The sequence below is a fragment of the Neorhizobium galegae genome (genome assembly GCF_017877055.1).
GTDB classification, from domain to species: domain Bacteria; phylum Pseudomonadota; class Alphaproteobacteria; order Rhizobiales; family Rhizobiaceae; genus Neorhizobium; species Neorhizobium galegae_D.
Genome location: NZ_JAGIPG010000001.1, coordinates 384,418 through 406,799, shown reverse-complemented (window position 1 = coordinate 406,799; position 22,382 = coordinate 384,418). Strand labels below are relative to the sequence as shown.

The window sequence follows — 22,382 nt, the reverse complement described above, 5'->3', positions numbered from 1 at the left end:
AAATCGCGCGCGCGAAAAACCTCGCGGCACCCGAGCCCTCAACACAACCTCGGTGCAAAAGTTCCAGCGCGTGTTCCCGCGATGCAAATTTAACGGAACCGTCACGCGGCCCAGCTGGTTCTGGGATTTCCACGAGGAGTTGGAAGAATGCTGACATCGCGCAAAGGCCCTGCCTTCGAAACACCCGGTGCGGAAGGCGACAAACTGCCGGACGTCAGGCAGGACGCCGAAAGCTGCACCCGTTGCGATCTCTACAAGAACGCCACGCATCTGGTTTTCGGCGAGGGGCCGGCCAAGACGGCAGTACTGTTTGTCGGGGAGCAGCCGGGCGACAAGGAGGATCAGGCGGGCAGACCGTTCGTCGGGCCGGCGGGAAAACTCCTCGACCACTGCCTGGAGGAAGCCGGCGTCGAGCGTGATATCTGCTACGTCACCAATGCGGTGAAGCATTTCAAGTTCACGCCACGCGGCAAACGACGCATCCATTCCAAGCCCAATGCCGGCGAAGTGCAGGCCTGCGCCTGGTGGCTGGCGGCCGAACTGCGCCTTGTCAAACCGAAACTTGCCGTAGCGCTCGGCGCAACGGCGCTCTTTTCATTGCTTGGCCGACAGGCAAAAGTGACCCGCGACCGCGGCACGGTGTTGAGATCACCGGACGGCCTGCCGGTGCTGGTGACCATCCACCCTTCGGCACTGCTGAGGACGCTGGATCAGCCGGACGCGGAACTCAATCGGAGCCGTTTCGTCGATGATTTGAAGAAGATCTTTGAATTTCTGGAGTGAAGATGACCTACGAGCTTTATTACTGGGACGGCCTTCAGGGCCGCGGGGAATACGTGCGGCTGGCGCTGGAAGAAGCAGGAGCCGACTACGTGGACGTCGCCCGCGGCGAGCGCGGCACAGCGAAGATGATGGACTATATCCACGGCAAGCATGGCTACGACATGCCCTTCGCACCACCCTTCCTCAAGGATGGCGACCTGATCGTCTCGCATGTCGCCAACATCCTCAACTATCTCGGGCCGAAGCTAGATCTGGTGCCGAAGGACGAGAAATCCCGCATCTTCGCCCACGGGCTGCAACTGACGATCACCGATTTCGTGGCCGAAGTGCACGACACGCACCACCCGATCAGCACCGCCGACTATTACGAGGATCAGAAGGAAGAGGCCAAAGCCCGTTCCAAGGCGTTCCTGAAACATCGGGTGCCGAAGTTCATGGGTTATTTCGAGCGCATCATCGCGGCCAATCCGGCAAAGAGCGGCCACACGGTGGGTAATGCCCTGAGCTATGTAGACCTGTCGCTCTTCCAGCTCGCCGAAGGCCTTCGTTATGCCTTCCCGCGTGCCATGAAGAACTTCGATGGCGACTATCCCAACGTCGCCAACCTGCGCGACGCGGTCGCCAAGCGTCCGAATATCGCAGCCTATCTCACGTCGAAGCGCCGGCTCGCCTTCAACGAGTCGGGCATATTCCGGCATTACCCGGACCTCGACCAGGATCCGGTCTGATCGGCTAGATAAACGCGAAAACCGGGGCGATCGTCACAAGGACGATCGCCACCGCGATCAATGTGAACTTCATGACGACCTCCAAAGAAAAAAGCTGTCGCGATGCGGCAGCTCAATTGGTTTCTTCCCCCAGTTCCTGCAGGATTTGATGCCGCGCCCGGTTCAGGCGGCTTTTCACCGTGCCCACCGCACAATCGCAGATTTCCGCCGCCGCCTCGTAGCTTTCCCCAAGGATCGCGACGAGCGTCAGCACTTCGCGATAATGAGGCGGGAGTTTCTGCAGCGCCCGCTGGACCTCGCGGGCTCTCGCCGCCATCTCCTGGTTTGCCGCAATCGGCGTGTCACCGGAAATATTCTCCTCGATCCCGGGGGCCTCGCGACCAAGCACCTTGGCGCGTGTGTAAAAGGTGTTGCGCATGATGGTGAAAAGCCAGCTCTTCAGCTTGGTGCCCGGCTCGAACTTGTCGAGATTGGCAAGCGCCTTCATCAGCGTCTCCTGCACCAGATCGTCTGCATCGCTGGGATTGCGGCAGAAAGTACGGGCAAATGCGCGGAGAGCCGGGATAAGCCTTACTATGTCTGCACGTGCAGGATCACCATTCAACTGTGATTCAGACACCGTTGCCTACCTCTCCGAAGTCTTCATGGCTGGAATGACGGGGGCAAACGCACGCCTTACGTATTTGGTTCCGCTAAGATGAATGCGCTGTTCATCTTCGTGACGGAAACCCCTTCCCGCTTGCGGAACAAACAGGCCATCAGGCCTGTTGATAAGGCTTTCACGGAGTTCTGATCGTGGCACCGCGTGCAAACTGGAAAGGGTATCTGAAGGTCGGAGAGTTGAGCTGCCCTGTGGCCCTTTATACGGCCGCCTCGACATCCGATCGCGTCAGCTTTCACATCATCAACCGGGAGACGGGCAACCGCGTCCACCGCCAGATGGTCGACGCCGATACCGGCAAGCAAGTCGAGAGCGAAGACATCGTCAAGGGTTACGAGGTCTCCAGCGGTCAATCCGTCTTCCTGGAGCCCGACGAAATCAAAGCCGCGGTCCCGGAGAGTGACAAGACCTTGGAGCTCGAGACCTTCATTCCCTGCGACGGCGTCGATACCATCTTTATCGATCGCCCCTACTATTTGGCACCGGCCGATAAACCTGCGGCCGAAGTCTTCGAGCTGATCCGCAAAGGGTTGACGGAAAAGAACGTCGCGGCACTCGCCCGCACCGTGCTGTTCCGGCGCCTGCGGACGCTGCTGATCCGCCCGAGCGAGAAAGGCCTCATCGCCAGCACGCTGAACTACGACTACGAGGTCCGGCCCGCGAAGGAAATCTTCTCCGACATCAAGAGCTTCAAGATCGAGGGCGAGATGCTCGATCTCGCCGAACACATCATCGATACCAAGCGCGGCGAGTTCGACCCGAGCAAGTTCGACGACCGTTACGAGGCAGCCCTTGCCGAGTTGATCAAGGCGAAGATCGAAGGGCGCAAGCTCAGGAAGCAGCCGAAGCCGGAACCCAAGAAGGTCTCCAGCCTGCTCGATGCGCTGCGCCAGAGCGCCGGCGGCAAGAAAACCCCTCCGAATAAGCCCGCCAAGAAAACCGTATCTCGTAAGACTGCCACCCCGCAGAGAAAGGCGAGCTGATCATGGCGCTCGAAACCTATAACCAGAAACGGAACTTCAAGGCCTCTCCCGAGCCCCGCGGCCGCAAGGCCAAGGCATCCGGCAACAGTTTCGTGATCCAGAAACACGACGCCACCCGCCTTCACTACGATTTCCGGCTGGAGATGGACGGCGTGCTGAAAAGCTGGGCGGTTACCCGCGGCCCGAGCTTCGTGCCGGGCGAAAAGCGGCTTGCGGTGCATGTAGAAGACCATCCGCTCGACTATGGCGGTTTCGAAGGCATGATCCCCAAAGGCAATTATGGCGCCGGCGCGGTCATGCTCTGGGATCGCGGCACCTGGGAACCGATCGGCGACCCCCACAAGGCCTACAAGAAAGGCCATATGGAATTCGAGCTGAAGGGCGAGAAGCTGGAAGGCCGCTGGCACCTGATCCGCATGGCCCCAAGGCAAGGAGAAAAACGCGAGAACTGGCTGCTGATCAAGGGCGAAGATGAATTCGCCCGGGCCGAGGGCGACAAGGACATTCTCGACGAAATGCCGCTTTCAGTGAAGTCCGGCAAGACGCTGGACGAAATCTGGGGCCGCAAGGCACCGGTGGCAAAGAACACGGCCAAACCGAAAGCAAAGGCGAAATCCGGTCCCGAAGCGGAAAAATCCGACATTGCAGCTTCGAAGATCAAGGGCGCCCGGAAAGCCGAACTCCCGGATTTCGTCGAGCCGCAGCTTGCGACGCTGGTAAAGACTGCCCCTTCCGGCAAACGCTGGGTCCACGAGATCAAACTCGACGGCTATCGCCTGCAGGCACGTATCGAAAATGGCAAGGTAAAGCTGTTGACACGCACCGGCCTCGATTGGACGCACAAGTTCGGGGACGAGATCATCGCGGAATTCACAAAACTTGCGGCGACCGATGCGATCATCGATGGCGAGGTGGCGGTCGAGGCGGGTTCCGGCGCCACGGATTTCTCGCTGCTTCAGCAGGACCTCAGCGAAGGCCGAAACGATCGCTTCACCTTCTACGCCTTCGATATTCTTCACCTGGACGGTTACGACCTGACCGGCGCGACGCTTCTGAAGCGCAAGGAGGCGCTGGAAACACTGCTGATCGGCGCCGGCCCGGGCCTGCGCTACAGCGAGCATTTCGGCGACGAGGGCGGCCTGGTCCTGAAACATGCCTGCCGGCTGAGCCTCGAAGGCATTATCTCCAAGATATCGGATGCGCCCTACCGACCGGGCCGAGGCCGCGACTGGGTGAAGTCGAAATGCTCGGCACGGCAGGAGTTCGTTGTCGCGGGTTTTGTCCCCTCCTCGGTTTCGCGGACGGCAATCGGATCGCTGGTCATGGGCTATTATGGCAAGGGGAAGCTGCGGCATGCCGGCCGCGTCGGCACGGGTTACTCGAATGCGGTGGCCCAGTCGCTGTTCAAGCGCCTCAAGGAAATCTCAATCGACGAAAGCCCGTTTGACGAAAAGCTTGCCGGGGTGGAAAAGAAGGATGTCGTTTTCGTGCGGCCCGAACTGGTGGCGGAGGTGGAATTTCGCGGCTGGACGGCGGATGCGCATATCCGCCATGCGGCCTTCCGGGGCTTGCGCGAAGACAAGGACCCAAAGGATATCGTCCGGGAGGGCGGGCCAGTGAACGTAGCGGAACAACCGAAGCCGCCGAAGAGGACGGTCAATCTCACCCATCCCGACCGGGTCTACTGGCCGGATGCCGGGGTGACCAAAGCCGGGCTTGCCGACTACTACACCGAAGTCTGGCGGCTGATGGCGCCCTTCGTCGTCAACCGTCCGCTGGCACTGGTGCGGGGACCTGACGGTGTCGGCAAACAGCTTTTCTTTCAGAAACACGGCTGGAAGGGCATGACCAAGAACGCCGTACTCGTGAAGGACCCGACCGATCCGGCGGAAGAGGACATCACCATCCGTAACCTCGACGGATTGCTCGGTCTTGTTCAAGGTGCGACGCTGGAAATCCACCCATGGGGTTCGAACCTGGACGACTGGGAAAAGCCGGACATGGTCAACATCGACCTAGACCCGGGCGAAGGTGTTACCTGGACCGACATCATTGCGGCGGCACACGAGGTCAAGCGACGCTTCGAAGACATGGGACTGGTGGCTTTCGTCAAGACGTCGGGTGGCAAGGGCCTGCATGTCGTCGCACCCGTCAAGCAGAAGGCGGAATGGCCGGAGGTGAAGGCGGCGATGAAGGCGTTGGCCGACGGCATGGCCGGTGACGACCCGGACAAATACGTCTCGACCATCACCAAGTCGAAGCGAACCGGTAAGATCCTCATCGACTACCTGCGCAACGGCCGCGGCAATACCGCAGTCGCCCCCTATTCCACCCGTGCCCGGCCCGGCGCGCCGGTCTCCATGCCGGTCGAGTGGGAAGAGCTCGGCGGGGCTATCGGCCCTAACTATTTCACGGTCATCAACGCCCCGGCCCGCATCGCCCAGCAGGCGAAGGACCCTTGGGGCGATTTCCGCAAGGCGGAAGCGCCGATCGAGTTCAAGGAAAAGAAAAAACGGTAGAAGGGAGGCTCACTTCCTCGGCGCCTTGCGCTCCGCCTCCAGGCTCTTCTTCAGCGCCGCGGTGATGTCGATCACGTTGCTGCTGCGCTCGGGCACCTTCTCGTCGACTTTCTTTCTGGTCTTCCGGCTCTTCTTGCGCTCGGCGATGATTTCGAGCAGCCGGTCCTGGACCGGGTCGTCCGCCATCGAAGGCTTCCAGGCTTCGGTGCGCTCGTCGATGATCTTCTTCATCATCGACAGATGCTCGGCATCAACCTTCTCTTTCGGTGTTTCGACGGCGTATTCGTCAGCGTCGCGTACTTCGTCGCCGTAACGCAAGGTCCAGACGACAATCCCCTTGTTCTTGGGCAACAGCAGAACCGCCCGCTCACGACGATACATGACGAGCCGGGCAATGCCGCCGGTAGCGCTCTTTGCCATAGCCTCTCGGATCACCGCAAACGCCTCGGCACTCACCTCGTCGTCCGGCGCCAGGTAATGCGGCCGGTCGTACCAGATCCAGCCGATCGAGTCCGCCGGCACGAAAGTCTCGATATCGATCGTACGGGTGCTTTCGAGCCCGACATCCTCAATCTCTTCGTCTTCGAGAAGAACATAGTCGTCCTCGCCCTTCGGATAGCCCTTGACCTGATCTTCGTCCTCGACCACCTCACCGGTCTGCGCATCGACATACTGGCTGAGGACGCGATTGTTGGTCTTGCGGTTGATATTGTGGAACCGCACCTTGGCTCCTTCGGAGACAGCCGGCGTCATCGTCACGCGGCAGGTGACGAGCGAGAGCTTCAGATAACCTTTCCAGAACACTCGCGGCGCCACGGAATACTCCTTCGTTTTCCCGATAACCCGCGCTGCCGTCGCTTGGTTCCGGAACAAACGTTCGATCCGAACCGTTTTCGTGATGAAACAGGCCAGGAGAAATCAGATGAGCAACAACAGCACCCCGAACTCTGCGCGGAACAACCCGGACAGGAAGACCGAACAGTCGGCTCGTCACCGCGGCGAAAAGAAGGAGCTGGACGAACAGCTCAACGAAGGCCTGGAAGACACGTTTCCGGCGAGCGATCCCGTCTCGAGCACGGTGACGTCCATTCCGTCGGGTGCGCCGAAACCACCCACGCACTGAGTGTCCAAAAAACTCTGGAACAAATCAGGCGGCTCCCGGATAGGGAGTCGCTTTATTTCATTTGTCCTCTGTGACTTTTTCGGGATATCCGAAGTTAGCCGTGATGATGTATGGAAAGCTAATGTAGGGTTATGGCGGACGGACATTGTTCGGCAACAGATATGCCGGAGGTGATTACGTCAGAGGTCGGGATGACGAAACAAGACACTCCGGTTGCGGAACAGGACGCCAGGATGGGACGGCGGGTTAACCGCAAGGTCTCGGTCCTTCTGACCGAAATAGAGAAGGAAGAAGTTCCTGATCGGCTGCTCGACCTGGCGCGCGAACTGCAGAGGGCACTCGCCGAAAAGATCGACGGTCGCACCGACTGATATCTCCGTCTTGTGTACGTCCGTCTCAAGCGATCAAAGCTGGGTCGAAATCAGGTTGTCGATGCGCACACGGCCGCCGATCACGCCCCGCGGCCCATTCGGCGCGAACCGGCAGCTGGTATCCTCGATCACCGTATAAAGCTTGTCGCTACGGAAGGCGCTCGCCATCTCGGTCGAATTGCCTTCGCAGGGCGAAGCATCGATTTCCATGAAATCCAGTTCCGCCTGGCTTGCCACGAGCCGCGCATCGCCGGCGGTCTTTGCCCGGACCACCACTTCGCCATGCGGTGGCGAGTTCTGCCAGTTCGGATCGCCAGGCGCAGCCGTCGGCACCAGCCGATAAATCTTCAGCCTGTCCTGCATGTCTCTCTCCCGTCGTAGGCACTTTTTTAGTTTGAACCCTAAACGCGGCTCGGCCGTTCCGGTTCCATGAAGTCGCGCGGAACTTTTCCGGCAACCATGGGTTTCTCCGCTGCGGGCGATCATGCCCCCTGAGAAGGAGAAAGCCGATGAAGAATGAGCAGCCGAAAGCTGGCCGTCCCGGCGAGACCTCGCAATGGCCGCGGTGGGAGGGTCCGGCGGAAAGCCGCCCGAGCGGTTATCTTCAGGGCGAAGCCAATATCTTTGCCGAGGGACCGGAGCAGCAAAAGCAGATCCGCAAGGGACCGAATGATTACGAACGGCCCGACGATCTGATCGCACAGGACGTCAACGAGCACCTGACGCAGGACGCCTTTCTCGACCCGACCAACATGACGGTCTCGGTGGAGAACGGCGAGGTGACCCTGGAAGGTTACGTCGCGCACTTCGCCGACAAGACCCGGGCCGAAGAAGCCGTCCTCGACATCGAGGGTGTCACCGCCTGCCGCAACAATCTTCGAATTGCCCCCGAAAGGCACTGATCGCCGGGAACCTGCGAGCCACCCCGCTCGTTAGGTGCCTCGCAATCCGTTGCCATAAGAACCCATCCAAGGAGAGAGACAAATGGCCAGCAAGACCCTCGACGACCTTTTCCATGAAACCCTGAAGGATATCTATTACGCCGAGCGCCAGATCGTGAAGGCGTTGCCGAAGATGGCGCGGGGCGCCCAGGATCCCAAGCTGAAAGCGGCATTCGAAAAGCACAGGGAAGAAACCGAAGGCCAGATCGATCGCCTGAAGCAGGTCTTCGAGATCATCGGGAAGCGGGCCCAGGGCAAGACCTGCCCCGCGATCGACGGCATCATCGAAGAAGGCGAGGAAATCCTCGACGAGTTCAAGGGCACTCCGGCCCTCGACGCCGGCCTGCTTGCCGCAGCGCAGGCGGTCGAACATTACGAGATCAGCCGCTATGGCACCCTGCGTGCCTGGGCTCAGCAACTCGGTCACCGGGATGCGGTAACGCTTCTCGAACAGACGCTTGCCGAGGAAAGCAAGACCGACGAGGCTCTGACGACCCTTGCCAAGACCGCCGTCAACACGGCAGCGCAAAAGGCCGCGTGACATTTTCGGCGACTGAAAGAAGGGCGCGGCCTCGGCCGCGCCTTTTTCGCGGTCTCAACATACAAAAAAACCCGGCTGCCGCCGGGTTTTTCCTCCCTTCCGGCCTCCTCAGGCCGGGAAAGATCTCCTCAGAACCGAAGGATCGGCGTTTGCGGGCATCGGCGGAATCGGCAACATCTCGCCGTTCAGTGCCTGCCGGCGAAAAATCTCGACCCGTCCGCTTCGGTCGCGCGCCACATGAGCCTTGGCGGCTTCCATGGCGAGCTCATAGGTGTGATAATAAGACGCAGACTGGACGCCGTCGATGACGTAGACCCAGCCGGTTGCGTGTGGGACGATATCGCAGTACTTTCCCATTGTATGTACCTCCTTCCCGGCGGCCATAAGTATATTCGGGACCAAAAGTTCCGCCTCCGGGGAAGTTTTTTCGAGTGTTGGCCACGTCTCGGCCGGGTTGCGATTTTTCGTTTTTACCAGGGAACTTTTCTGCGCCGCGCACGTTGGGGCGCTTGGGCGAATGGAGACAAGAATGGCGGAATCCGAAGAAGTCTGGATCAGAAAACGGGCCTACACGTTGTGGGAAGAAGAAGGCTATCCGTCCGGCAAGGATAGGGAGCATTGGGAAAGAGCCAAGCTGGAATATGCCACGCTCGGGCCTACCGCTTCAAAAAGGCCTGCGGCAGGGTCGCGCGGCAAGTCCGCCACCGCCGTGAAGCCGCCAAAAGCGGCCTCGAAGGCTGCAACTCCCAAGCCGGCAGCGAAAACCGCCGCTGCCAAGGCTTCTCCGGCAAAGACAACTTCCAAGGCACCGGCCGCTGCCATGCCGGAAGCTGTCCAACCGGCCAAGAAGGGCTCCAAGAAGGTTCCGGCTGGCGCCTGACGCCGCCCGCCACCCAGCTTCATCGCTATCGTTATTGGTCGCGGCGACTGACATCATCGCGGCCGCGGGTTCGTTTATCCTGGAAAATTGAAATGGCTTTTGCGTCTGAACGTGGTCTCGGTTCCGTCCCGGCGGAGGAACGTTGGCCGGGACGAAAACGTTCTGGAGGGTGAGACTGGCAGATGGCGGAGGCACGCATGATGAACGCTTACGTCCCGATCGGCGAACCCCGTCGAGATGAGCGGAGCGCGGGCGGACAGGGGATCAATACTGACTATGGAAAGCGGGGGCTTCCCGGCATGAGAATTCTTTCGGTCACCTCCGAAATCTTTCCCCTTGTGAAGACGGGTGGCCTTGCAGACGTGACCGGATCGCTGCCGAAGGCCCTCAGCCCCCTCGGCATCGAGACCACCTCCCTGATCCCCGGTTATCCCCAGGTCATGCAGCAGCTGAAGAGCGCCATGCCGCTGGTCACCTTCGACAACCTGCTCGGCGAAAAAGCAGCGCTCCTTCATACCCGCGTCGAAGGCCTCAGCCTTTTCATCCTCGATGCGCCTGCTCTTTACGACCGGCCGGGCGGCCCCTATGTCGATGAAGAGGGCATGGATCATCCCGACAACTGGAAACGGTTCGCCGCACTTTCCCTCGCTGCAGCAGAAATCGCCGATGAATTGCTGCCGGGCTGGGTCCCTGACCTGGTTCATACCCATGACTGGCAGTCGGCGCTGACCTCGGTCTATATGCGCGAGCGCGGCTGCATGACGCCCGTCGTGCTGACCATCCACAACCTCGCCTTCCAGGGCCAGTATCCTGCCGGCGTGCTGATGAGCATCGGCCTGCCGCCCGAGGCCTATTCCATGAATCGCATGGAATATTTCGGCGATATCAGTTTCCTCAAAGGCGGCCTGCAGACGGCCGACGCGATCACCACCGTCAGCCCGACCTATGCGCGCGAGATCCTCACCCCGCGCTTCGGCATGGGCATGGACGGGGTCCTGAATGCCCGCGTCTCCGTCCTGCGCGGCATCGTCAACGGCATCGACCTCGATATCTGGGACCCCTCGACGGATCCGCACCTGCCACGCAACTACGATGTCGGTACGCTGCGCCGCAAGCGCGAGAACCGCGCCGTGCTGCTTCAGAAATTCGGGCTGAACCCGGCCCAGGAAGGCCCCGTATTTTCCGCCGTCAGTCGGCTGACCTGGCAGAAGGGATTTGATATGTTCGCCGATACGGCGGACGAGATCATCCGCAACGGCGGCCAGGTGATCGTCTTCGGCCAGGGCGACCGGGAGATTGAACGGGCGCTGGCCGATACCGCCGCGCGTTTTCCGGGCCGGATGGCGGTGCATTTCGGTTACGACGAACCGACGGCTCATCTGGTCCACGGCGGGTCTGATGCGATCGTCCAGCCCTCCCGCTTTGAACCCTGCGGGCTGACCCAGCTCTACGCGCTCCGCTACGGCTGCGTCCCCGTCGTCTCCCGCACCGGCGGGCTATCGGAAACGATCATCGATGCCAATGATGCCGCCATGTCCGCCCGCGTCGCCACCGGGTTCCAGTTCCATCCGGTCACCACCGACGGATTGCGGCTGGCGCTTCGCCGCGCATTGCACGCCTATGCCGACCCGAAAATGTGGGCACGCCTGCAGAACCAGGGCATGAAGGCGAAATTCTCCTGGGAACGCAGCGCCCAGCAATATGCCGCCGTCTATGCCGATCTGGTGCTGAAGTCCGGCCACATTGCCTCGACAAGCTCGGATATCCGCCGCGCGACGCTCTGATTTTCTCCACCAAACAGCCAAAAAGAAGCCGGCCCTGGAGGCCGGTTTTTTGATGGAGAATGGGTGAAAAGCGGAGGCCGCTCACGGCCTGCGGAACAGCGCCAGGCTGCGGCCTTCCAGCTCGAAGTCCTTTTCCTTGGTGATCACCAGGCCGCGCTTGGAAAGGTCGGACGTGGTGAGTTCAAGCACCCACCCGCCCTCCCCGAACTGCGGGATGCGGAACGGCACATTGCCCTCGAACGGGTTGAAGAGCAGCAGCACGTCGTGCCAGATGCCCTCCTCTTCCCGAAGATCGGTTCGACCGATATGGAGACCGAGCGTGGAGCCTTCGTCCCACTGTTCCGGCGTCTGAAAACCGCCGCCGGCATTGAACCATTTGATGTCCAGACCGTCGCGCCAGTTCTCGCGACGCAGCAAGGGCTGTTCCTGGCGCAGCTTGATGATCTGGCGGGTGAATTCGCGAAGCTCCTCGCAAGTCTCCGGCAGGTCTTCCCAATGAACCCAGGAAATCTCGCTGTCCTGGCAATAGCCATTGTTGTTGCCCATCTGGCTGCGACCGAACTCGTCGCCGGCAAGCAGCATCGGGGTGCCGTGCGAGAAGAACAGGGTGGCGAGGAAATTGCGCTTCTGGCGGTCACGCACCGCATTGATGCCCTCGTCCTCGGTCGGGCCTTCGGCACCGTAATTGTAGCTGCGGTTGTCGTTATGGCCGTCGTTATTGTCCTCGCCGTTCGCCTCGTTGTGCTTCTCGTTGTAGGACACGAGGTCGTTCAGCGTGAAGCCGTCATGGGCGGCAATGAAGTTGACGCTCGCCCACGGGCGGCGGCCGCGCTGATCGTAAAGATCGCCGGAACCGAGCAGGCGCGCGGCGAAGTCCGTCGAGACATTGGTGCCCTTCCAGTATTCGCGCACGGTGTCACGATATTTGTCGTTCCATTCCGCCCAGCCGGGGGGAAAGCCGCCGACCTGGTAACCGCCAGGACCGATATCCCAGGGCTCGCCGATCAGCTTCACCTTGGAGAGCACCGGATCCTGAGTGATCGCGTCGAAGAAGCCGCCACGCTCGTCGAAACCTTGCGGCTCGCGGCCGAGGATCGTGCCGAGATCGAAACGGAACCCATCGACATGCATGCTCTCGGTCCAGTAGCGCAGCGAATCCATGATCAGCTGCAGCACCCGCGGATGCGAAGTGTTGACCGTGTTCCCGGTTCCCGTGTCGTTGATGTAATAGCGATGCTGGTCGGGCATGGTCCGGTAGTAGGAGAAGTTGTCGATGCCCTTGAACGACAGCGTCGGCCCGAGTTCGTTGCCCTCCGCCGTATGGTTGTAGACCACGTCGAGAATGACCTCGATGCCGGCATCGTGAAAGCTGCGCACCATATCGCGGAACCCCTGGATGCCCTTCGGGCCATAATAGCGGGAAGCGGGCGCGAAGAAGCCGAGCGTGTTGTAACCCCAGAAATTATGCAGGCCCTTGTCGAGCAGGTGCTGATCGTCCGGGAAATAATGAACCGGCATCAGCTCGACGGATGTGATGCCGAGGCTCTTGATGTACTCCACCGACGCCTTGTGGCCCATGCCCTCGAATGTGCCGCGCAGATTCTTCGGAATGCCCGGATTAAGCTGGGTGAAGCCCTTCACATGGGTCTCGTAGACGATCGTCGCCGGCCAGGCGATGTTCGGCCGGTTCTGGTCCTTCCAGTCGAATTCGTTCGGATCGATGACCCGGCACTTCGGCATGAACGGTGCGCTGTCGCGCTCGTCGAAGGTAAGATCCTTGTCTTCATGCAGAAGGTCATAGGCGAAATGCGCCTCGTTCCAGTCGACATCGCCGGAGAACTCGCGCGCATAGGGGTCAATCAGCAGCTTGTTCGGGTTGAACCGATGGCCGTTTTCCGGATCGTACGGGCCGTGGACCCGGAAGCCGTAGAGGGAGCCCGGCTTCAATCCAGGCACATAACCGTGCCAGATTTCATGGGTGTATTCCGGAAGCACGAACCTGGCGATCTCTATCTTGCCGGTCGGGTCGTACAGACAAAGCTCCACCCGTTCGGCATGGGCCGAGAAAATCGCGAAGTTGACGCCCTCGCCGTCAAAGTTGGCCCCGAGCTTAAGCCAAGAGCCGGGCTCGATGACAAAGTGGTTTGATTTCGTATCCATGCCGCACCCAATTGAAAGACTGGCGTCATAATGGTGCGGCACAACATTTCGTTCCCTGGGCACAAAGGAAAACTATGGATTGCCCGATCCGGCCGCCGGCGGCGGACTACCTGGGGTCGTGTTGGTTGCTCCGGTTGGCGATGTCGCCGGGCTCTGGCCACCCGTTCCCGTCTGCGGCGACGGGCTGCGATCCGTCGGCGCCGTGTTGTTGGATTGCGTCGGCGGCGTGTTGTTGATCGGATCGCTCTGTTTTTCGCCGCTGTCGCTACAGGCGCTCAGGAGCACCACGGTTCCCAGCGCAACAACGAAACTCTTCATGGCTGGTCCTCTTCACGGGATTTGCGAAACGCGGCCTGCCGACGATGCGCATCCAGCGCGATAACCTTCTCGACCGCGGCGACATCCTCGGCGCTTGCGGCCGGGATCGGATCGCCGGCAATGGCTTCCAGCACTTCGGGCGCGAGTGCACCGTTGCGAATGACGTATTCCAGCGCCTCGCGGGTCTGTCGTTCGGCCTTCAACTGGGCATAAAGGGCAAGGATCAGCCGGTCGCGCACGTCGCGTTCACTCTCACCGCCCTTCGATCTGGCGAACTCTGCCATGGTCTTCTCCATGTGTCTGCTAAAGGATCAACTTTCGGTCACGGCGATTGTTCCCTCCGCCGAAACCTCCGCTATTTGCTTGAGGAGGCAAAGCACGGGACAAGGAGGACACCATGTCGACGCTGACACCGCAGGAACTGGAAGGGCGCCTGAACGCGCATCGCGAACTGCTGATCGAGCTCCTATCCGCCATGATCGGCGGCGAAATCACCATCACCTCGTTCCTCAGGCGGCTGCGCGATGACGCCACATTCAAGGATAATGAGGAAGACCCGGGCCTGTTGCCGGAGGGTGCCTTCGCGATTGAAAATTCCGGGGCCCGCGAGGTGCGTTCGATCCTCGATGCGGCCCGCGCCAGGGCTGCAGCCGACGACAATTGACGTCCTGTTAACCATGCGGCTTCACATTTAAGGCGATCCCGCCACGTTTATGGCCATTTCGTGGAACTACAATGCGACTTTATCGTTCATTCACGACCAAAGCGATGGAGGCGACGATGGTCAGAGAATGGGTAGAAGCAGCAGGCTTTGTTCTGGTGATCGCCGCCTGCTACATGATGGTCGTCCCGGTCTAATTCCAAGCTCCTGGGGAGGAGAGAGGCCTTACACTCAAGGCCCACTGCTCTCGCGGCCGGCAAAGAAGGCCGCGAGAGCGGCAAAATCTTCTTCATTCAATTTTTTTGCCACCTCCGTCATCAGGTGGCTGAAGGAAGACCCGCCTCGCACACCTGCATGGAAGAGGCGGAGCTGGCGCTCCAGATAAGGGGCGTTTTGACCCGAGATGCGCGGATAAGCAGGATTACCGCCGGGCTTCTCGTGGCAACTGAGGCAGGCGGGAATTTTGTCTGCCGCTCTTCCCCTTTCCGCGATCTCGCGACCCCTTTCCACGAGCTGCGCATCGACTGGCACCGAAGGCCTTTGAGGCCTCGCCTGTTTGGCATAATAGCTTGCAAGCTCCGGCAGGCTTTCCTCGGCCAAAGTCCCGACAGCGACCTTCATGATGCCGCTCGCACGTTCACCATGCGCGTAGGCGCGCAGGCTATTGAGCAGGTAGGGCTCCGACTGCCCGGCGAGCCGCGGGATGACGCTGTTGACGCCCAGCCGCTTTTCCGCATGACAGCTTTCGCAGGTGATCGGCAGCGGCGAAACTTCGCCTGCGGTGCCGATACCATGCAGGCCGGACGCCTGCAGATAGGCATTGCCGTCCATGTCCGGCAGCTTCCGCAGAAACGCCACCATGTCCCAGATTTCGTCGTCGCGTACCTGCGCCGGCCAAGCCGGCATGCCGGTGAAGCGCACGCCGTGCTTGACGATCTCGAAGAGCTCCGCATCGCTCCAGCTGGGAACCACCTTCTTCAAGTCTGGCGGCGGCGGCAGCATGGCGAGCACCGCGCCTGAGGCCCTCTGCGCCGGGGAACCATGACAGATGGCGCATCCTGTCTCGAAATGCCCGGCGCCTGGCGGCACCAACGCCGGGTTGTCCAGCGGCGGCACTTCGATGGAAAGAGCTGCGGTACGGATCGAGTTGCGCATCACCCAATGCAGGAACCAGTCGGTCACTGCCCAATGGCCGGTGCTCGCCTTGACGCTCATCAGTCCGGACCAGGCGAAGCCGAGCCCGAGAAGCGGCGCCACGATCACCAGGATCGCGAGATATTTCCAGCGGATCGTCACCCGGCCATTCCTCCCAAAACCCCGGCTCGCGCTGCTCATGCGGCAGCATATCCCAGCCTTACCGTAAAACGGATGGAGAAAAAGGAAAAGCTGCACGCCGAGTGCATCGTGGAGAAGTGGGGCGTCAGCAAGAGAGCCGACAAATTCGGCACCGAACGCACCATCAGGAATTTTGTTCCAGCCGGCAGATAACTTTGTGTAACCGGCTGTGAAAAAATGGAACGAATCCTCTGACGACGGGTTTGCTCCCCTGTGAACGGGCAATCGCCCAGCATTCGCGACGGGAGAAAATCATGAGACACTTTCTAAAAATCCTCAGAAACAGGCTCACCGGCACTTACCAGAAGAAAACTTTCGCCGTGGCCCATCCGGAAGAACTGCAGGTCGTCGTACCCGATGCCGTGGTCCTTCCCTTGCCCAAGTCGCCCCGTGAGGAAATCAGCGTCCCAGCCTCGATCAACGGCCGGGACCTCTCCACCGGCCGGCTCTGAGGCAAGCTTTGCGAACAACGGAATTACCCAAAAAGGAGACCAGCATGACCACCATCGAGTCCGCCAACATCCTGATCCTCGCGGCCGACGGCTATGAGCGATCGGAACTGCGCGTCCCGCTGGAGGAACTGAAAAAACGCGGCGCCGGCGTCAAGATCGCGTCCATCAAGGCGGGCGAGATCAAAAGCTGGGACAAAAAGGACTGGGGTGATACCGTCCCGGTCGATCTGGAAGCCAGGAACGTCAAGGCGGAGGACTTTGACGCCCTCGTGCTGCCGGGCGGCCAGATCAACCCCGACATCCTGCGTGGCAACATAGATGCGATGAAGGTCGTGCGGGACTTCGTGAAAAGCGGCAAGCCGGTGGCGGCGATCTGCCATGGTCCCTGGCTGCTGGTGGAGGCCGATGCGCTTCGCGGTCGCAAGGCGACGTCCTATCATTCGATCCGCACCGATCTCCGCAACGCCGGCGCATCCTGGAAGGACGAGGCCGTGGTGGTCGATAACGGCATCATCACCTCGCGCTCGCCCGATGATCTGCCGCAATTCGTGGCGAAGATCGTGGAGGAAGTCCAGGAAGGACGCCATAACCGCCGGGCGGCGTAAATCGACGTCAGCTCGGCCCAGGCCGCCCGCAACCTCCTCGCGGGCGGCCGACACGCAAGCCTAGGCTTCCTTCAGAAACGCCAGAAGCCGCCGCTCGTCGGTGCGCAACTCCCTCGGCCTGTTCAGCACCACCTTGTTGCTCATCAGCTTTTCCAGGGGTGAGACATCTTCCGAGAGTGCCAGAATAGCCGGATGGATGTAGCTCGAGCGGCAGACGGCCGGCGTGTTGTGCAGAGCTTGCGCCGCCGCATTGCACATCGCCTTGATCTTCGGGCGCCGGCCTTCCTCTTCCACCACTTCCCAGGCCGCCATTAGCGCGGCGAGACTGCCGCCCCAGGTGCGAAACGTCTTGGCCGACACGGCGAACCCTGCCGCGTTGGCGAGATAGGCGTTGAGCCGGCCCGAGTCGATCGGATGCGGCATGCCCTGCTCGTCCGGCCAGGAAAACAGCTGCCGTCCCGGCAGGTCGGCTATTTCCTCCAGGATGCGCTGCAGGCGGGGATGTTTCAGCGTGTGCTGCACGCGGCGTCCGCCCTTGGCGACGAAACGCAGCATGATCGCCTCGCCGGATAGCGTCATGTGGCGCTTCAGAAGCGTGGTCGCGCCATAGGTCTTGTTCTCCTTGGCATAGAGACGGTTTCCCACCCGCAGATGGGTCGCGTCCATCAGAGCCACCAATGCGGCGATCACCGCATCCGACTTGTCGAGGCCAAGCTCCAGGTCCCGTTTCGCCTTGCGGCGGATACGCGGCAGAGCCTCGCCGAACCGGACGAGCTGATCGAACTTGCGTTCGCTGCGATAGTTCTGCCAGTCGGGATGATAACGATACTGCTTGCGGCCGCGCGAATCGTAGCCGGTCGCCTGGAGATGCCCGCGCGGGTCGAGGCAGATCCAGACATTCTCGTAGGCGGGCGGCAGGCCGAGCAACGCGATCCGCAGGCGATGTTCCGGGTCGGAGAGCAAAGTACCGTCCGGCAGGCGGTAGGTGAAGCCCTTGCCGCGCCTGAGCCGGCGGATGCCGGGCTCCGTATCGCTGACATAGGTAAGGCCGATGGTCTTGAGGGAATCCTGATCGATGTTGATCGTGGTGAGCATGGCGTCCATGGCCGACCAAACGGCGAGGACCGCACCTTCGTTCCGGCATCCATGGAGATAACCGCTAGATGGCTATGTCCTTGAGAGTTTCGGCGCCCTCGCCTCGTTCGAAGGCCAGGCGCGGGGCATTCAAGGACCAGCGAAGCCCTTCGCTGCGGAAGTCGACTTCGACCTGGCCAGCGAAAGCCGCCGCCGCATGGCGCCTGATGATCGTCGTGCCGAACCCGGTGCGGGAAGGCTCGTGGACCGCGGGGCCGTCCCTCTCTTCCCATACGAGCTCCAGCCGGCTTTCACCGTCATCTTCGCTGACCGTATCCTTCCAGGCTATGCGCACTCTGCCCTGCGATACGGAGAGTGCTCCGTATTTCACCGAGTTGGTGGCAAGCTCGTGGAGGATGAGGCCAAGGTTCTGGACCGCTTCTGCCTTCAGGATAAAATCTGTCCCCTGCAGCTCCACCCGGTCGGCCGCATCCGCGAACGTGCTCATGTGGATTTCGATGACGCGGCGGATCGAGACCCCGGCCCACTGCTCCTTCGCCAGAGCCTCTATCGATTTGCCGAGGCCCTGCAGGCGGGTACTGATCGCCTTCTGGAATTCCTCCATCGTGGTGTCCTGGCGTGCCAACTGGCGCATCATCGCCTGGATCAGCGTCAGGATGTTCTTGGTCCGGTGAACCAGCTCATGCAGGATGAGGTGAATACGGTCTTCCGCCTCGCTGCGGTCGAAGGAGGCATTCGAAAGGGCGACCGCCACCTGGTTGGCCTCGCGGATTTTCGTCTCCACGGGCGAGACGATCTCGCCCTTGCCGATCCGCTCGGCCATTTCGGCGATCTGCCGGATCGGGATGCGAAGCTGACGACCGACGAGCCAGGCAATCAGCATGCCGAGGGCAAGGAAGATCGCGCCGCCGGCGATCAACTGCCGCCATGTGGTAAGGATGCTCGCCTGCGCCGTATCGATCGGCCCCCAGACGACGGTCTTCCATGTCCAGCCGGTGATCTGCGCGTAGCCGTACATCTGCCGCCGGCTGCCGTCGATATCCTCGATCGTACCCTTGAAGCCAGTCATCAGCTTGAGCATGTCAGACGGAAACGCCGTGCCGGAAACGAGCCCATGGGCGCCGAGCGAGGTTACGACCTTTCCGGCACCATCGACGACCGCGACCGACCAGCCTGCGGGAAGCCCTTCCGTCGAAACGAGCTTCTGCAGGTCCTCGGCATTCTGCGTCATGATCATCGCGGCGCCGGAGTGGGAAATCTCCCTGGACAGGGGCATCGTGACATTGAAGACATGCTTGCCGCTGGTGGCGCCGAAGAACACGTTGGAGACTTCGGTCACGCCGTTGTTCAGAGCCGATTGGAGCGCCGGCATGTTGGAGATCTTGCCAAGCGGCGCGTCGAACGGCACGCGGGTATTAAGCCGCTGCTGCCCGTCCGCATTGACGACAAGAATATAGAGAGAATCGGACCGGAGGCTGTTCTGGGTCCGGTTGTGGAAGGCGCGCAAATCGCCGGCTTCAAGCTCCGGCGAAGTGACAAGCAGCCGAAGCGTCGTCGCCATGTCCTGCAGCTCGCGGTCGATCGAGCGAGCAATCAACTGGGCGTCCTCGGCGGTCTCCGCTGCAAGGATCTCCCTCTCGTTCGCCTCCAGCTCCGTCATCAGATAACCGACGAAAATCAGCAAAGGCAATGCCACGCCCGCCGCCAGAGCGACCAGATAGGCACCAATCGGCGCCGTTGGAAAAAACCGCGAAACTCTAAACATTCCGCGTCTTTACCCTATGGAGAAAAGCTGCAGGTGCCTGTGCCGCCTGCCGGCATTAATCATTTCCGTGTCCCGCCATCTGCTAATATCCTAGCGGGTCTTCTCTAACTGGTTTTAGAGGCCGGGCCAAGGATTGATTGCCGGCGATATGGTTTTCCGGAAAGGGGCGGCTCAAGTACGCCGATGCCGCTCCGCCACGTCGAAGTTCACATCCCAGTCCTTCTCCGGCCCCTTTTTGCCGGGCGGATTGCGGTGTCGCGTCGCGTCGTCGGAGCCGGTTATCACGGTCGGTTTGGCGCTGGCGACGCCGTTTGACTTGCCGTCCGCCTGGGACTTGGCGTACTGGCCCTTGGCGTCCTTGTGGATTCTGGCGGCATCATTGCTTTCGGTCATGATGATCTCCCTTCCCGAATGAAGTCAGGCTACCGACAGCAGCCTGACGCATGGATCCGCCCGGGTCAGACCGTGGTCGAACCCGTCAGCGTATCGGTTGAACTATTGTTGACGCGCAGGTTGTTCTGGACGTGCCGGACGCCGGAAACGTCGTCCACCAGATCCTCGGCGCGCCGCTTGTCCCAGCGGCTCGATACGAAACCGTCGAGGGTCACTTCGGACCCCTGAACCGTCACGGTGATGTTGGATGCGTCGAGCACCGGATCGTCGCTGAGGCGATCATTGACGTCCTCCTCGATGCGGGCATCGGAGCGTTGATAGCCCTTCGGACCCTTGCCGCGATGCTCGTCCATCTTCCGGCGATGTTCGGCATCTTCGTTACCGAACCAGGAGGCGACTTCATCGCCGGCGCGTTCCATGAAGCTACGGTTGCGGCCGTAATCGTCGGAACCGCGGAAGCGGCTGTCCGGACCGGAACGGTCCTCGCCACCGAAGCGGTAGTCCGAGCCATAGCGGTCCCCATAAGCCTGGTTAACGCGGTTGCGGCCCGGCTCATAGCTGAAAGAGGAAGGGCGGCCGCGATAGGAATCGCGGGCCCAAGCCTGTGAGCGCTCCGAATCACCATAACCGGCCTCGAACCCGCCGTCGTCGGATGCCCATTGTTCGCTGCGTCCATAACGGGAGAAACGTGAGCGGTCGCCATCCTCTCGATTTGCATCGCCGCTCCGCGGATCGTCGCTGAAACCGCGCACGTACCCCGTATCACCCGGACGATAATCGCTGGAGGACTCGCGCGCGAAATCACGCTCGTCGCGCATCCGGTCGTTTCGATACCCGCCCGATTGGGAATGATTTCCACTAGCCATTGTCTGTCTCCTCGGTCTGGTTTGGTCCCGTTTCGCAGGACACATACTCAACCCCGCCTCCTCGGGATTGTTCCCCCTCTTGGGAGGAAAGACGAAGGTCAATCGGGGGAAACGGCCATGATCGTGGACCGGAAGAAGTCGCCGGCAGCGATCTCCGCCGGCTCCGCATAGATGACGGCACCGGGAACGGGCGACCGCATCCAGCTGCAAGCCGTCGCGGTTGTATTCCTCCAGCCCGCCCGTTCGGCTAAGCTATTGTTATCTATACATTAAAATAAAAACAAAAAGCCGCACTCAGACCCGCCTGCCCGCTAGTCGATGCGGCTGGTCGTCTGCGGATCGAAAACCACGGCCTTGTCGAGATTGAAGGAGAAGGGGAACTTCTGGCCGAGCGAGACATGCACGTCGGAACGGGTGCGGGCGGTGAAGGTCGCGCCGTCCAGCCTGCCGGTGACGAAAGTGTCGGAACCGGTCGGCTCGATCATCGTCACTTCCGCCTCGATATGGGCGGTGGCGCGTGCCTGCGGATCGACGAGGCCGGCATCGGTGATCGTCTCCGGGCGCAGGCCGAGAATGACGTCCTTGCCGTCGGCAAGGGTCACCGTGACCGACGGCGGCATGGCGACCTTGATACCTTCATTGCCGAATAGCGCGATGCTCTGGGCGCCGTCCGAAGAGACGACCTTGCCCTTCAGCATGTTCATCGCCGGCGAGCCCATGAAATCGGCGACGAAGAGGTTGGCCGGGCGCCCGTAGATTTCCGCCGGCGTACCGACCTGCTGCACCATGCCCTCTTTCAGCACAACGATCTTGGTCGCGAGCGTCATCGCCTCGATCTGGTCGTGGGTCACGTAGACGATGGTGGCGTGGGTGTTCTGGTGCAGCGCCTTGATTTCGGCACGCACCTCGACGCGCAGCTTGGCGTCGAGATTGGAGAGCGGCTCGTCGAACAGGAAGACGCGGGGCTGACGCACCAGTGCGCGGCCCATGGCGACGCGCTGGCGCTGGCCGCCGGAAAGCTGGCTCGGACGACGCTTCAACAGATGCTCGATCTGTAACGTCTTGGCGACCTGCTTGACCGCCGCCTCGCGCTGCGCCTTCTCGACGCCGCGCATTTCGAGCGCGAACGCGATGTTCTCTTCCACCGTCATGTTCGGATAGAGCGCATAGGACTGGAAGACCATGGCGATGTCGCGCTTTGACGGATGCAGGTCGTTGACCACCTGGCCGTCGATGACGATATCGCCCGACGACGGCGGCAGCAGGCCGGCGATCGCGTTGAGCAGGGTAGACTTGCCGCAGCCGGACGGGCCGACGAGAACCAGGAAGCCACCCTTTTCGAGCTCGATATTGATGCCCTTCAGAATCTCGTTATTGCCGATCTTCTTGCGAATATTCTTGATTTCAAGAAAGCTCAT

27 protein-coding genes are annotated in these 22,382 nt (G+C 61.0%); 14 read left to right on the top strand and 13 right to left on the bottom strand.

Annotated elements, in window-relative coordinates:
* Positions 1 to 147: 147 nt before the first annotated feature.
* Together J2857_RS01680 and J2857_RS01675 are read left to right on the top strand one after the other, a co-directional pair.
* Positions 148 to 783 carry a UdgX family uracil-DNA binding protein gene (locus tag J2857_RS01680; protein ID WP_210008251.1) on the top strand — a complete coding sequence of 212 codons (636 nt, stop codon included), beginning with the start codon at positions 148 to 150 and terminating at the stop codon, positions 781 to 783.
* A 2-nt stretch (positions 784 to 785) separates the two neighbouring features.
* Entirely contained in the window at positions 786 to 1,511 is a 726-nt protein-coding gene (locus tag J2857_RS01675; RefSeq protein ID WP_210008250.1) for a glutathione S-transferase, read from the top strand.
* 112 nt (positions 1,512 to 1,623) lie between these two features.
* Here J2857_RS01675 and J2857_RS01670 read toward each other — a convergent pair whose 3' ends face one another.
* A complete protein-coding gene (locus J2857_RS01670) occupies positions 1,624 to 2,130 on the bottom strand; it encodes a sigma-70 family RNA polymerase sigma factor (protein WP_306871951.1) in 507 nt (168 codons plus the stop codon).
* Positions 2,131 to 2,306: 176 nt separating this feature from the next.
* Here J2857_RS01670 and J2857_RS01665 point away from each other — a divergent pair, with 176 nt between their 5' ends.
* Both J2857_RS01665 and ligD read left to right on the top strand, forming a co-directional pair.
* Positions 2,307 to 3,155, top strand: coding sequence for a Ku protein (locus J2857_RS01665; RefSeq protein ID WP_210008249.1), 849 nt, complete (start codon positions 2,307 to 2,309; stop codon positions 3,153 to 3,155).
* 2 nt (positions 3,156 to 3,157) lie between these two features.
* Positions 3,158 to 5,674, top strand: a complete 2,517-nt coding sequence (gene ligD / locus J2857_RS01660) for a DNA ligase D (protein ID WP_210008248.1) — start codon at positions 3,158 to 3,160, stop codon at positions 5,672 to 5,674.
* Positions 5,675 to 5,683: 9 nt separating this feature from the next.
* Here ligD and J2857_RS01655 read toward each other — a convergent pair whose 3' ends face one another.
* Positions 5,684 to 6,490: a Ku protein gene (locus tag J2857_RS01655; RefSeq protein WP_210008247.1), complete on the bottom strand. Its 807-nt coding sequence runs from the start codon at positions 6,488 to 6,490 to the stop codon at positions 5,684 to 5,686.
* 106 nt (positions 6,491 to 6,596) lie between these two features.
* On the opposite strand from J2857_RS01655, the gene J2857_RS01650 reads away from it, so the two are divergent.
* Both J2857_RS01650 and J2857_RS01645 read left to right on the top strand, forming a co-directional pair.
* On the top strand, positions 6,597 to 6,797 hold the full coding sequence (locus tag J2857_RS01650; RefSeq protein ID WP_210010110.1) for a hypothetical protein: 201 nt from the start codon (positions 6,597 to 6,599) through the stop codon (positions 6,795 to 6,797).
* A gap of 191 nt (positions 6,798 to 6,988) precedes the next feature.
* The gene (locus J2857_RS01645; protein WP_210010109.1) at positions 6,989 to 7,168 is read left to right on the top strand and encodes a hypothetical protein; all 180 of its coding nucleotides are present in this window, start codon (positions 6,989 to 6,991) and stop codon (positions 7,166 to 7,168) included.
* A 33-nt stretch (positions 7,169 to 7,201) separates the two neighbouring features.
* Here the strand turns inward: J2857_RS01645 and J2857_RS01640 are convergent, their stop codons facing one another.
* Positions 7,202 to 7,531, bottom strand: coding sequence for a hypothetical protein (locus J2857_RS01640; RefSeq protein ID WP_210008246.1), 330 nt, complete (start codon positions 7,529 to 7,531; stop codon positions 7,202 to 7,204).
* 146 nt (positions 7,532 to 7,677) lie between these two features.
* Between J2857_RS01640 and J2857_RS01635 the strand changes: the two genes are divergently transcribed.
* Both J2857_RS01635 and J2857_RS01630 read left to right on the top strand, forming a co-directional pair.
* The gene (locus J2857_RS01635) at positions 7,678 to 8,070 is read left to right on the top strand and encodes a BON domain-containing protein (protein ID WP_210008245.1); all 393 of its coding nucleotides are present in this window, start codon (positions 7,678 to 7,680) and stop codon (positions 8,068 to 8,070) included.
* Positions 8,071 to 8,152: 82 nt separating this feature from the next.
* Complete coding sequence (locus J2857_RS01630) at positions 8,153 to 8,650, top strand: ferritin-like domain-containing protein (protein WP_210008244.1); 498 nt, start codon at positions 8,153 to 8,155, stop codon at positions 8,648 to 8,650.
* A gap of 108 nt (positions 8,651 to 8,758) precedes the next feature.
* Here J2857_RS01630 and J2857_RS01625 read toward each other — a convergent pair whose 3' ends face one another.
* Entirely contained in the window at positions 8,759 to 9,007 is a 249-nt protein-coding gene (locus tag J2857_RS01625; protein ID WP_210008243.1) for a hypothetical protein, read from the bottom strand.
* 172 nt (positions 9,008 to 9,179) lie between these two features.
* On the opposite strand from J2857_RS01625, the gene J2857_RS01620 reads away from it, so the two are divergent.
* Both J2857_RS01620 and glgA read left to right on the top strand, forming a co-directional pair.
* Positions 9,180 to 9,530, top strand: a complete 351-nt coding sequence (locus tag J2857_RS01620) for a DUF2934 domain-containing protein (protein ID WP_210008242.1) — start codon at positions 9,180 to 9,182, stop codon at positions 9,528 to 9,530.
* Between the two features lie 299 nt (positions 9,531 to 9,829).
* The gene (gene glgA / locus J2857_RS01615) at positions 9,830 to 11,314 is read left to right on the top strand and encodes a glycogen synthase GlgA (protein WP_210008241.1); all 1,485 of its coding nucleotides are present in this window, start codon (positions 9,830 to 9,832) and stop codon (positions 11,312 to 11,314) included.
* A gap of 81 nt (positions 11,315 to 11,395) precedes the next feature.
* On the opposite strand, the gene glgX is transcribed toward glgA, so the two are convergent.
* The 3 genes from glgX to J2857_RS01600 all read right to left on the bottom strand — a co-directional run bounded on the left by glgX (position 11,396) and on the right by J2857_RS01600 (position 14,076).
* Positions 11,396 to 13,474: a glycogen debranching protein GlgX gene (glgX, locus tag J2857_RS01610; protein WP_210008240.1), complete on the bottom strand. Its 2,079-nt coding sequence runs from the start codon at positions 13,472 to 13,474 to the stop codon at positions 11,396 to 11,398.
* 72 nt (positions 13,475 to 13,546) lie between these two features.
* Positions 13,547 to 13,792: a hypothetical protein gene (locus tag J2857_RS01605; RefSeq protein ID WP_210008239.1), complete on the bottom strand. Its 246-nt coding sequence runs from the start codon at positions 13,790 to 13,792 to the stop codon at positions 13,547 to 13,549.
* Positions 13,789 to 14,076 (bottom strand): hypothetical protein, encoded by a 288-nt coding sequence (locus J2857_RS01600; RefSeq protein ID WP_210008238.1) that lies wholly within the window; start codon positions 14,074 to 14,076, stop codon positions 13,789 to 13,791. Before J2857_RS01600 ends, J2857_RS01605 begins: the two co-directional genes overlap by 4 nt.
* Positions 14,077 to 14,189: 113 nt before the next feature.
* Between J2857_RS01600 and J2857_RS01595 the strand changes: the two genes are divergently transcribed.
* Complete coding sequence (locus J2857_RS01595; protein ID WP_210008237.1) at positions 14,190 to 14,456, top strand: hypothetical protein; 267 nt, start codon at positions 14,190 to 14,192, stop codon at positions 14,454 to 14,456.
* A 71-nt stretch (positions 14,457 to 14,527) separates the two neighbouring features.
* Positions 14,528 to 14,650: a hypothetical protein gene (locus J2857_RS31220; RefSeq protein WP_281068596.1), complete on the top strand. Its 123-nt coding sequence runs from the start codon at positions 14,528 to 14,530 to the stop codon at positions 14,648 to 14,650.
* A gap of 34 nt (positions 14,651 to 14,684) precedes the next feature.
* Here the strand turns inward: J2857_RS31220 and J2857_RS01590 are convergent, their stop codons facing one another.
* Positions 14,685 to 15,788, bottom strand: coding sequence for a c-type cytochrome (locus J2857_RS01590; RefSeq protein WP_245362983.1), 1,104 nt, complete (start codon positions 15,786 to 15,788; stop codon positions 14,685 to 14,687).
* 254 nt (positions 15,789 to 16,042) lie between these two features.
* On the opposite strand from J2857_RS01590, the gene J2857_RS01585 reads away from it, so the two are divergent.
* Together J2857_RS01585 and J2857_RS01580 are read left to right on the top strand one after the other, a co-directional pair.
* Positions 16,043 to 16,240, top strand: a complete 198-nt coding sequence (locus J2857_RS01585) for a hypothetical protein (protein WP_210008236.1) — start codon at positions 16,043 to 16,045, stop codon at positions 16,238 to 16,240.
* A 44-nt stretch (positions 16,241 to 16,284) separates the two neighbouring features.
* On the top strand, positions 16,285 to 16,845 hold the full coding sequence (locus J2857_RS01580) for a type 1 glutamine amidotransferase domain-containing protein (protein WP_210008235.1): 561 nt from the start codon (positions 16,285 to 16,287) through the stop codon (positions 16,843 to 16,845).
* A gap of 60 nt (positions 16,846 to 16,905) precedes the next feature.
* On the opposite strand, the gene J2857_RS01575 is transcribed toward J2857_RS01580, so the two are convergent.
* The 5 genes from J2857_RS01575 to J2857_RS01555 form a co-directional block, all read right to left on the bottom strand.
* Positions 16,906 to 17,922, bottom strand: a complete 1,017-nt coding sequence (locus J2857_RS01575; protein WP_210009988.1) for a DNA topoisomerase IB — start codon at positions 17,920 to 17,922, stop codon at positions 16,906 to 16,908.
* A gap of 82 nt (positions 17,923 to 18,004) precedes the next feature.
* Positions 18,005 to 19,705: a sensor histidine kinase gene (locus J2857_RS01570; protein ID WP_210008234.1), complete on the bottom strand. Its 1,701-nt coding sequence runs from the start codon at positions 19,703 to 19,705 to the stop codon at positions 18,005 to 18,007.
* A gap of 171 nt (positions 19,706 to 19,876) precedes the next feature.
* Complete coding sequence (locus J2857_RS01565) at positions 19,877 to 20,098, bottom strand: hypothetical protein (protein WP_210008233.1); 222 nt, start codon at positions 20,096 to 20,098, stop codon at positions 19,877 to 19,879.
* A gap of 65 nt (positions 20,099 to 20,163) precedes the next feature.
* Positions 20,164 to 20,964: a BON domain-containing protein gene (locus J2857_RS01560; RefSeq protein ID WP_245362982.1), complete on the bottom strand. Its 801-nt coding sequence runs from the start codon at positions 20,962 to 20,964 to the stop codon at positions 20,164 to 20,166.
* Positions 20,965 to 21,275: 311 nt separating this feature from the next.
* Positions 21,276 to 22,382, bottom strand: coding sequence for an ABC transporter ATP-binding protein (locus J2857_RS01555; protein WP_210008232.1), 1,107 nt, complete (start codon positions 22,380 to 22,382; stop codon positions 21,276 to 21,278).

What these genes read in the sequence shown, in the direction of transcription:
- J2857_RS01625 (WP_210008243.1), bottom strand. Translation starts at nt 9,007, where the DNA reads ATGGGAAAGTACTGCGATATCGTCCCACACGCAACCGGCTGGGTCTAC.
- J2857_RS31220 (WP_281068596.1), top strand. Translation starts at nt 14,528, where the DNA reads ATGCGACTTTATCGTTCATTCACGACCAAAGCGATGGAGGCGACGATG.
- J2857_RS01650 (WP_210010110.1), top strand. Translation starts at nt 6,597, where the DNA reads ATGAGCAACAACAGCACCCCGAACTCTGCGCGGAACAACCCGGACAGG.
- J2857_RS01600 (WP_210008238.1), bottom strand. Translation starts at nt 14,076, where the DNA reads ATGGCAGAGTTCGCCAGATCGAAGGGCGGTGAGAGTGAACGCGACGTG.
- J2857_RS01645 (WP_210010109.1), top strand. Translation starts at nt 6,989, where the DNA reads ATGACGAAACAAGACACTCCGGTTGCGGAACAGGACGCCAGGATGGGA.
- glgA (WP_210008241.1), top strand. Translation starts at nt 9,830, where the DNA reads ATGAGAATTCTTTCGGTCACCTCCGAAATCTTTCCCCTTGTGAAGACG.
- J2857_RS01605 (WP_210008239.1), bottom strand. Translation starts at nt 13,792, where the DNA reads ATGAAGAGTTTCGTTGTTGCGCTGGGAACCGTGGTGCTCCTGAGCGCC.
- J2857_RS01565 (WP_210008233.1), bottom strand. Translation starts at nt 20,098, where the DNA reads ATGACCGAAAGCAATGATGCCGCCAGAATCCACAAGGACGCCAAGGGC.
- J2857_RS01630 (WP_210008244.1), top strand. Translation starts at nt 8,153, where the DNA reads ATGGCCAGCAAGACCCTCGACGACCTTTTCCATGAAACCCTGAAGGAT.
- J2857_RS01635 (WP_210008245.1), top strand. Translation starts at nt 7,678, where the DNA reads ATGAAGAATGAGCAGCCGAAAGCTGGCCGTCCCGGCGAGACCTCGCAA.
- J2857_RS01560 (WP_245362982.1), bottom strand. Translation starts at nt 20,964, where the DNA reads ATGGCTAGTGGAAATCATTCCCAATCGGGCGGGTATCGAAACGACCGG.
- J2857_RS01595 (WP_210008237.1), top strand. Translation starts at nt 14,190, where the DNA reads ATGTCGACGCTGACACCGCAGGAACTGGAAGGGCGCCTGAACGCGCAT.
- J2857_RS01570 (WP_210008234.1), bottom strand. Translation starts at nt 19,705, where the DNA reads ATGTTTAGAGTTTCGCGGTTTTTTCCAACGGCGCCGATTGGTGCCTAT.
- J2857_RS01590 (WP_245362983.1), bottom strand. Translation starts at nt 15,788, where the DNA reads ATGAGCAGCGCGAGCCGGGGTTTTGGGAGGAATGGCCGGGTGACGATC.
- J2857_RS01620 (WP_210008242.1), top strand. Translation starts at nt 9,180, where the DNA reads ATGGCGGAATCCGAAGAAGTCTGGATCAGAAAACGGGCCTACACGTTG.
- J2857_RS01680 (WP_210008251.1), top strand. Translation starts at nt 148, where the DNA reads ATGCTGACATCGCGCAAAGGCCCTGCCTTCGAAACACCCGGTGCGGAA.
- J2857_RS01640 (WP_210008246.1), bottom strand. Translation starts at nt 7,531, where the DNA reads ATGCAGGACAGGCTGAAGATTTATCGGCTGGTGCCGACGGCTGCGCCT.
- J2857_RS01580 (WP_210008235.1), top strand. Translation starts at nt 16,285, where the DNA reads ATGACCACCATCGAGTCCGCCAACATCCTGATCCTCGCGGCCGACGGC.
- J2857_RS01675 (WP_210008250.1), top strand. Translation starts at nt 786, where the DNA reads ATGACCTACGAGCTTTATTACTGGGACGGCCTTCAGGGCCGCGGGGAA.
- J2857_RS01555 (WP_210008232.1), bottom strand. Translation starts at nt 22,382, where the DNA reads ATGAGCTTTCTTGAAATCAAGAATATTCGCAAGAAGATCGGCAATAAC.
- glgX (WP_210008240.1), bottom strand. Translation starts at nt 13,474, where the DNA reads ATGGATACGAAATCAAACCACTTTGTCATCGAGCCCGGCTCTTGGCTT.
- ligD (WP_210008248.1), top strand. Translation starts at nt 3,158, where the DNA reads ATGGCGCTCGAAACCTATAACCAGAAACGGAACTTCAAGGCCTCTCCC.
- J2857_RS01585 (WP_210008236.1), top strand. Translation starts at nt 16,043, where the DNA reads ATGAGACACTTTCTAAAAATCCTCAGAAACAGGCTCACCGGCACTTAC.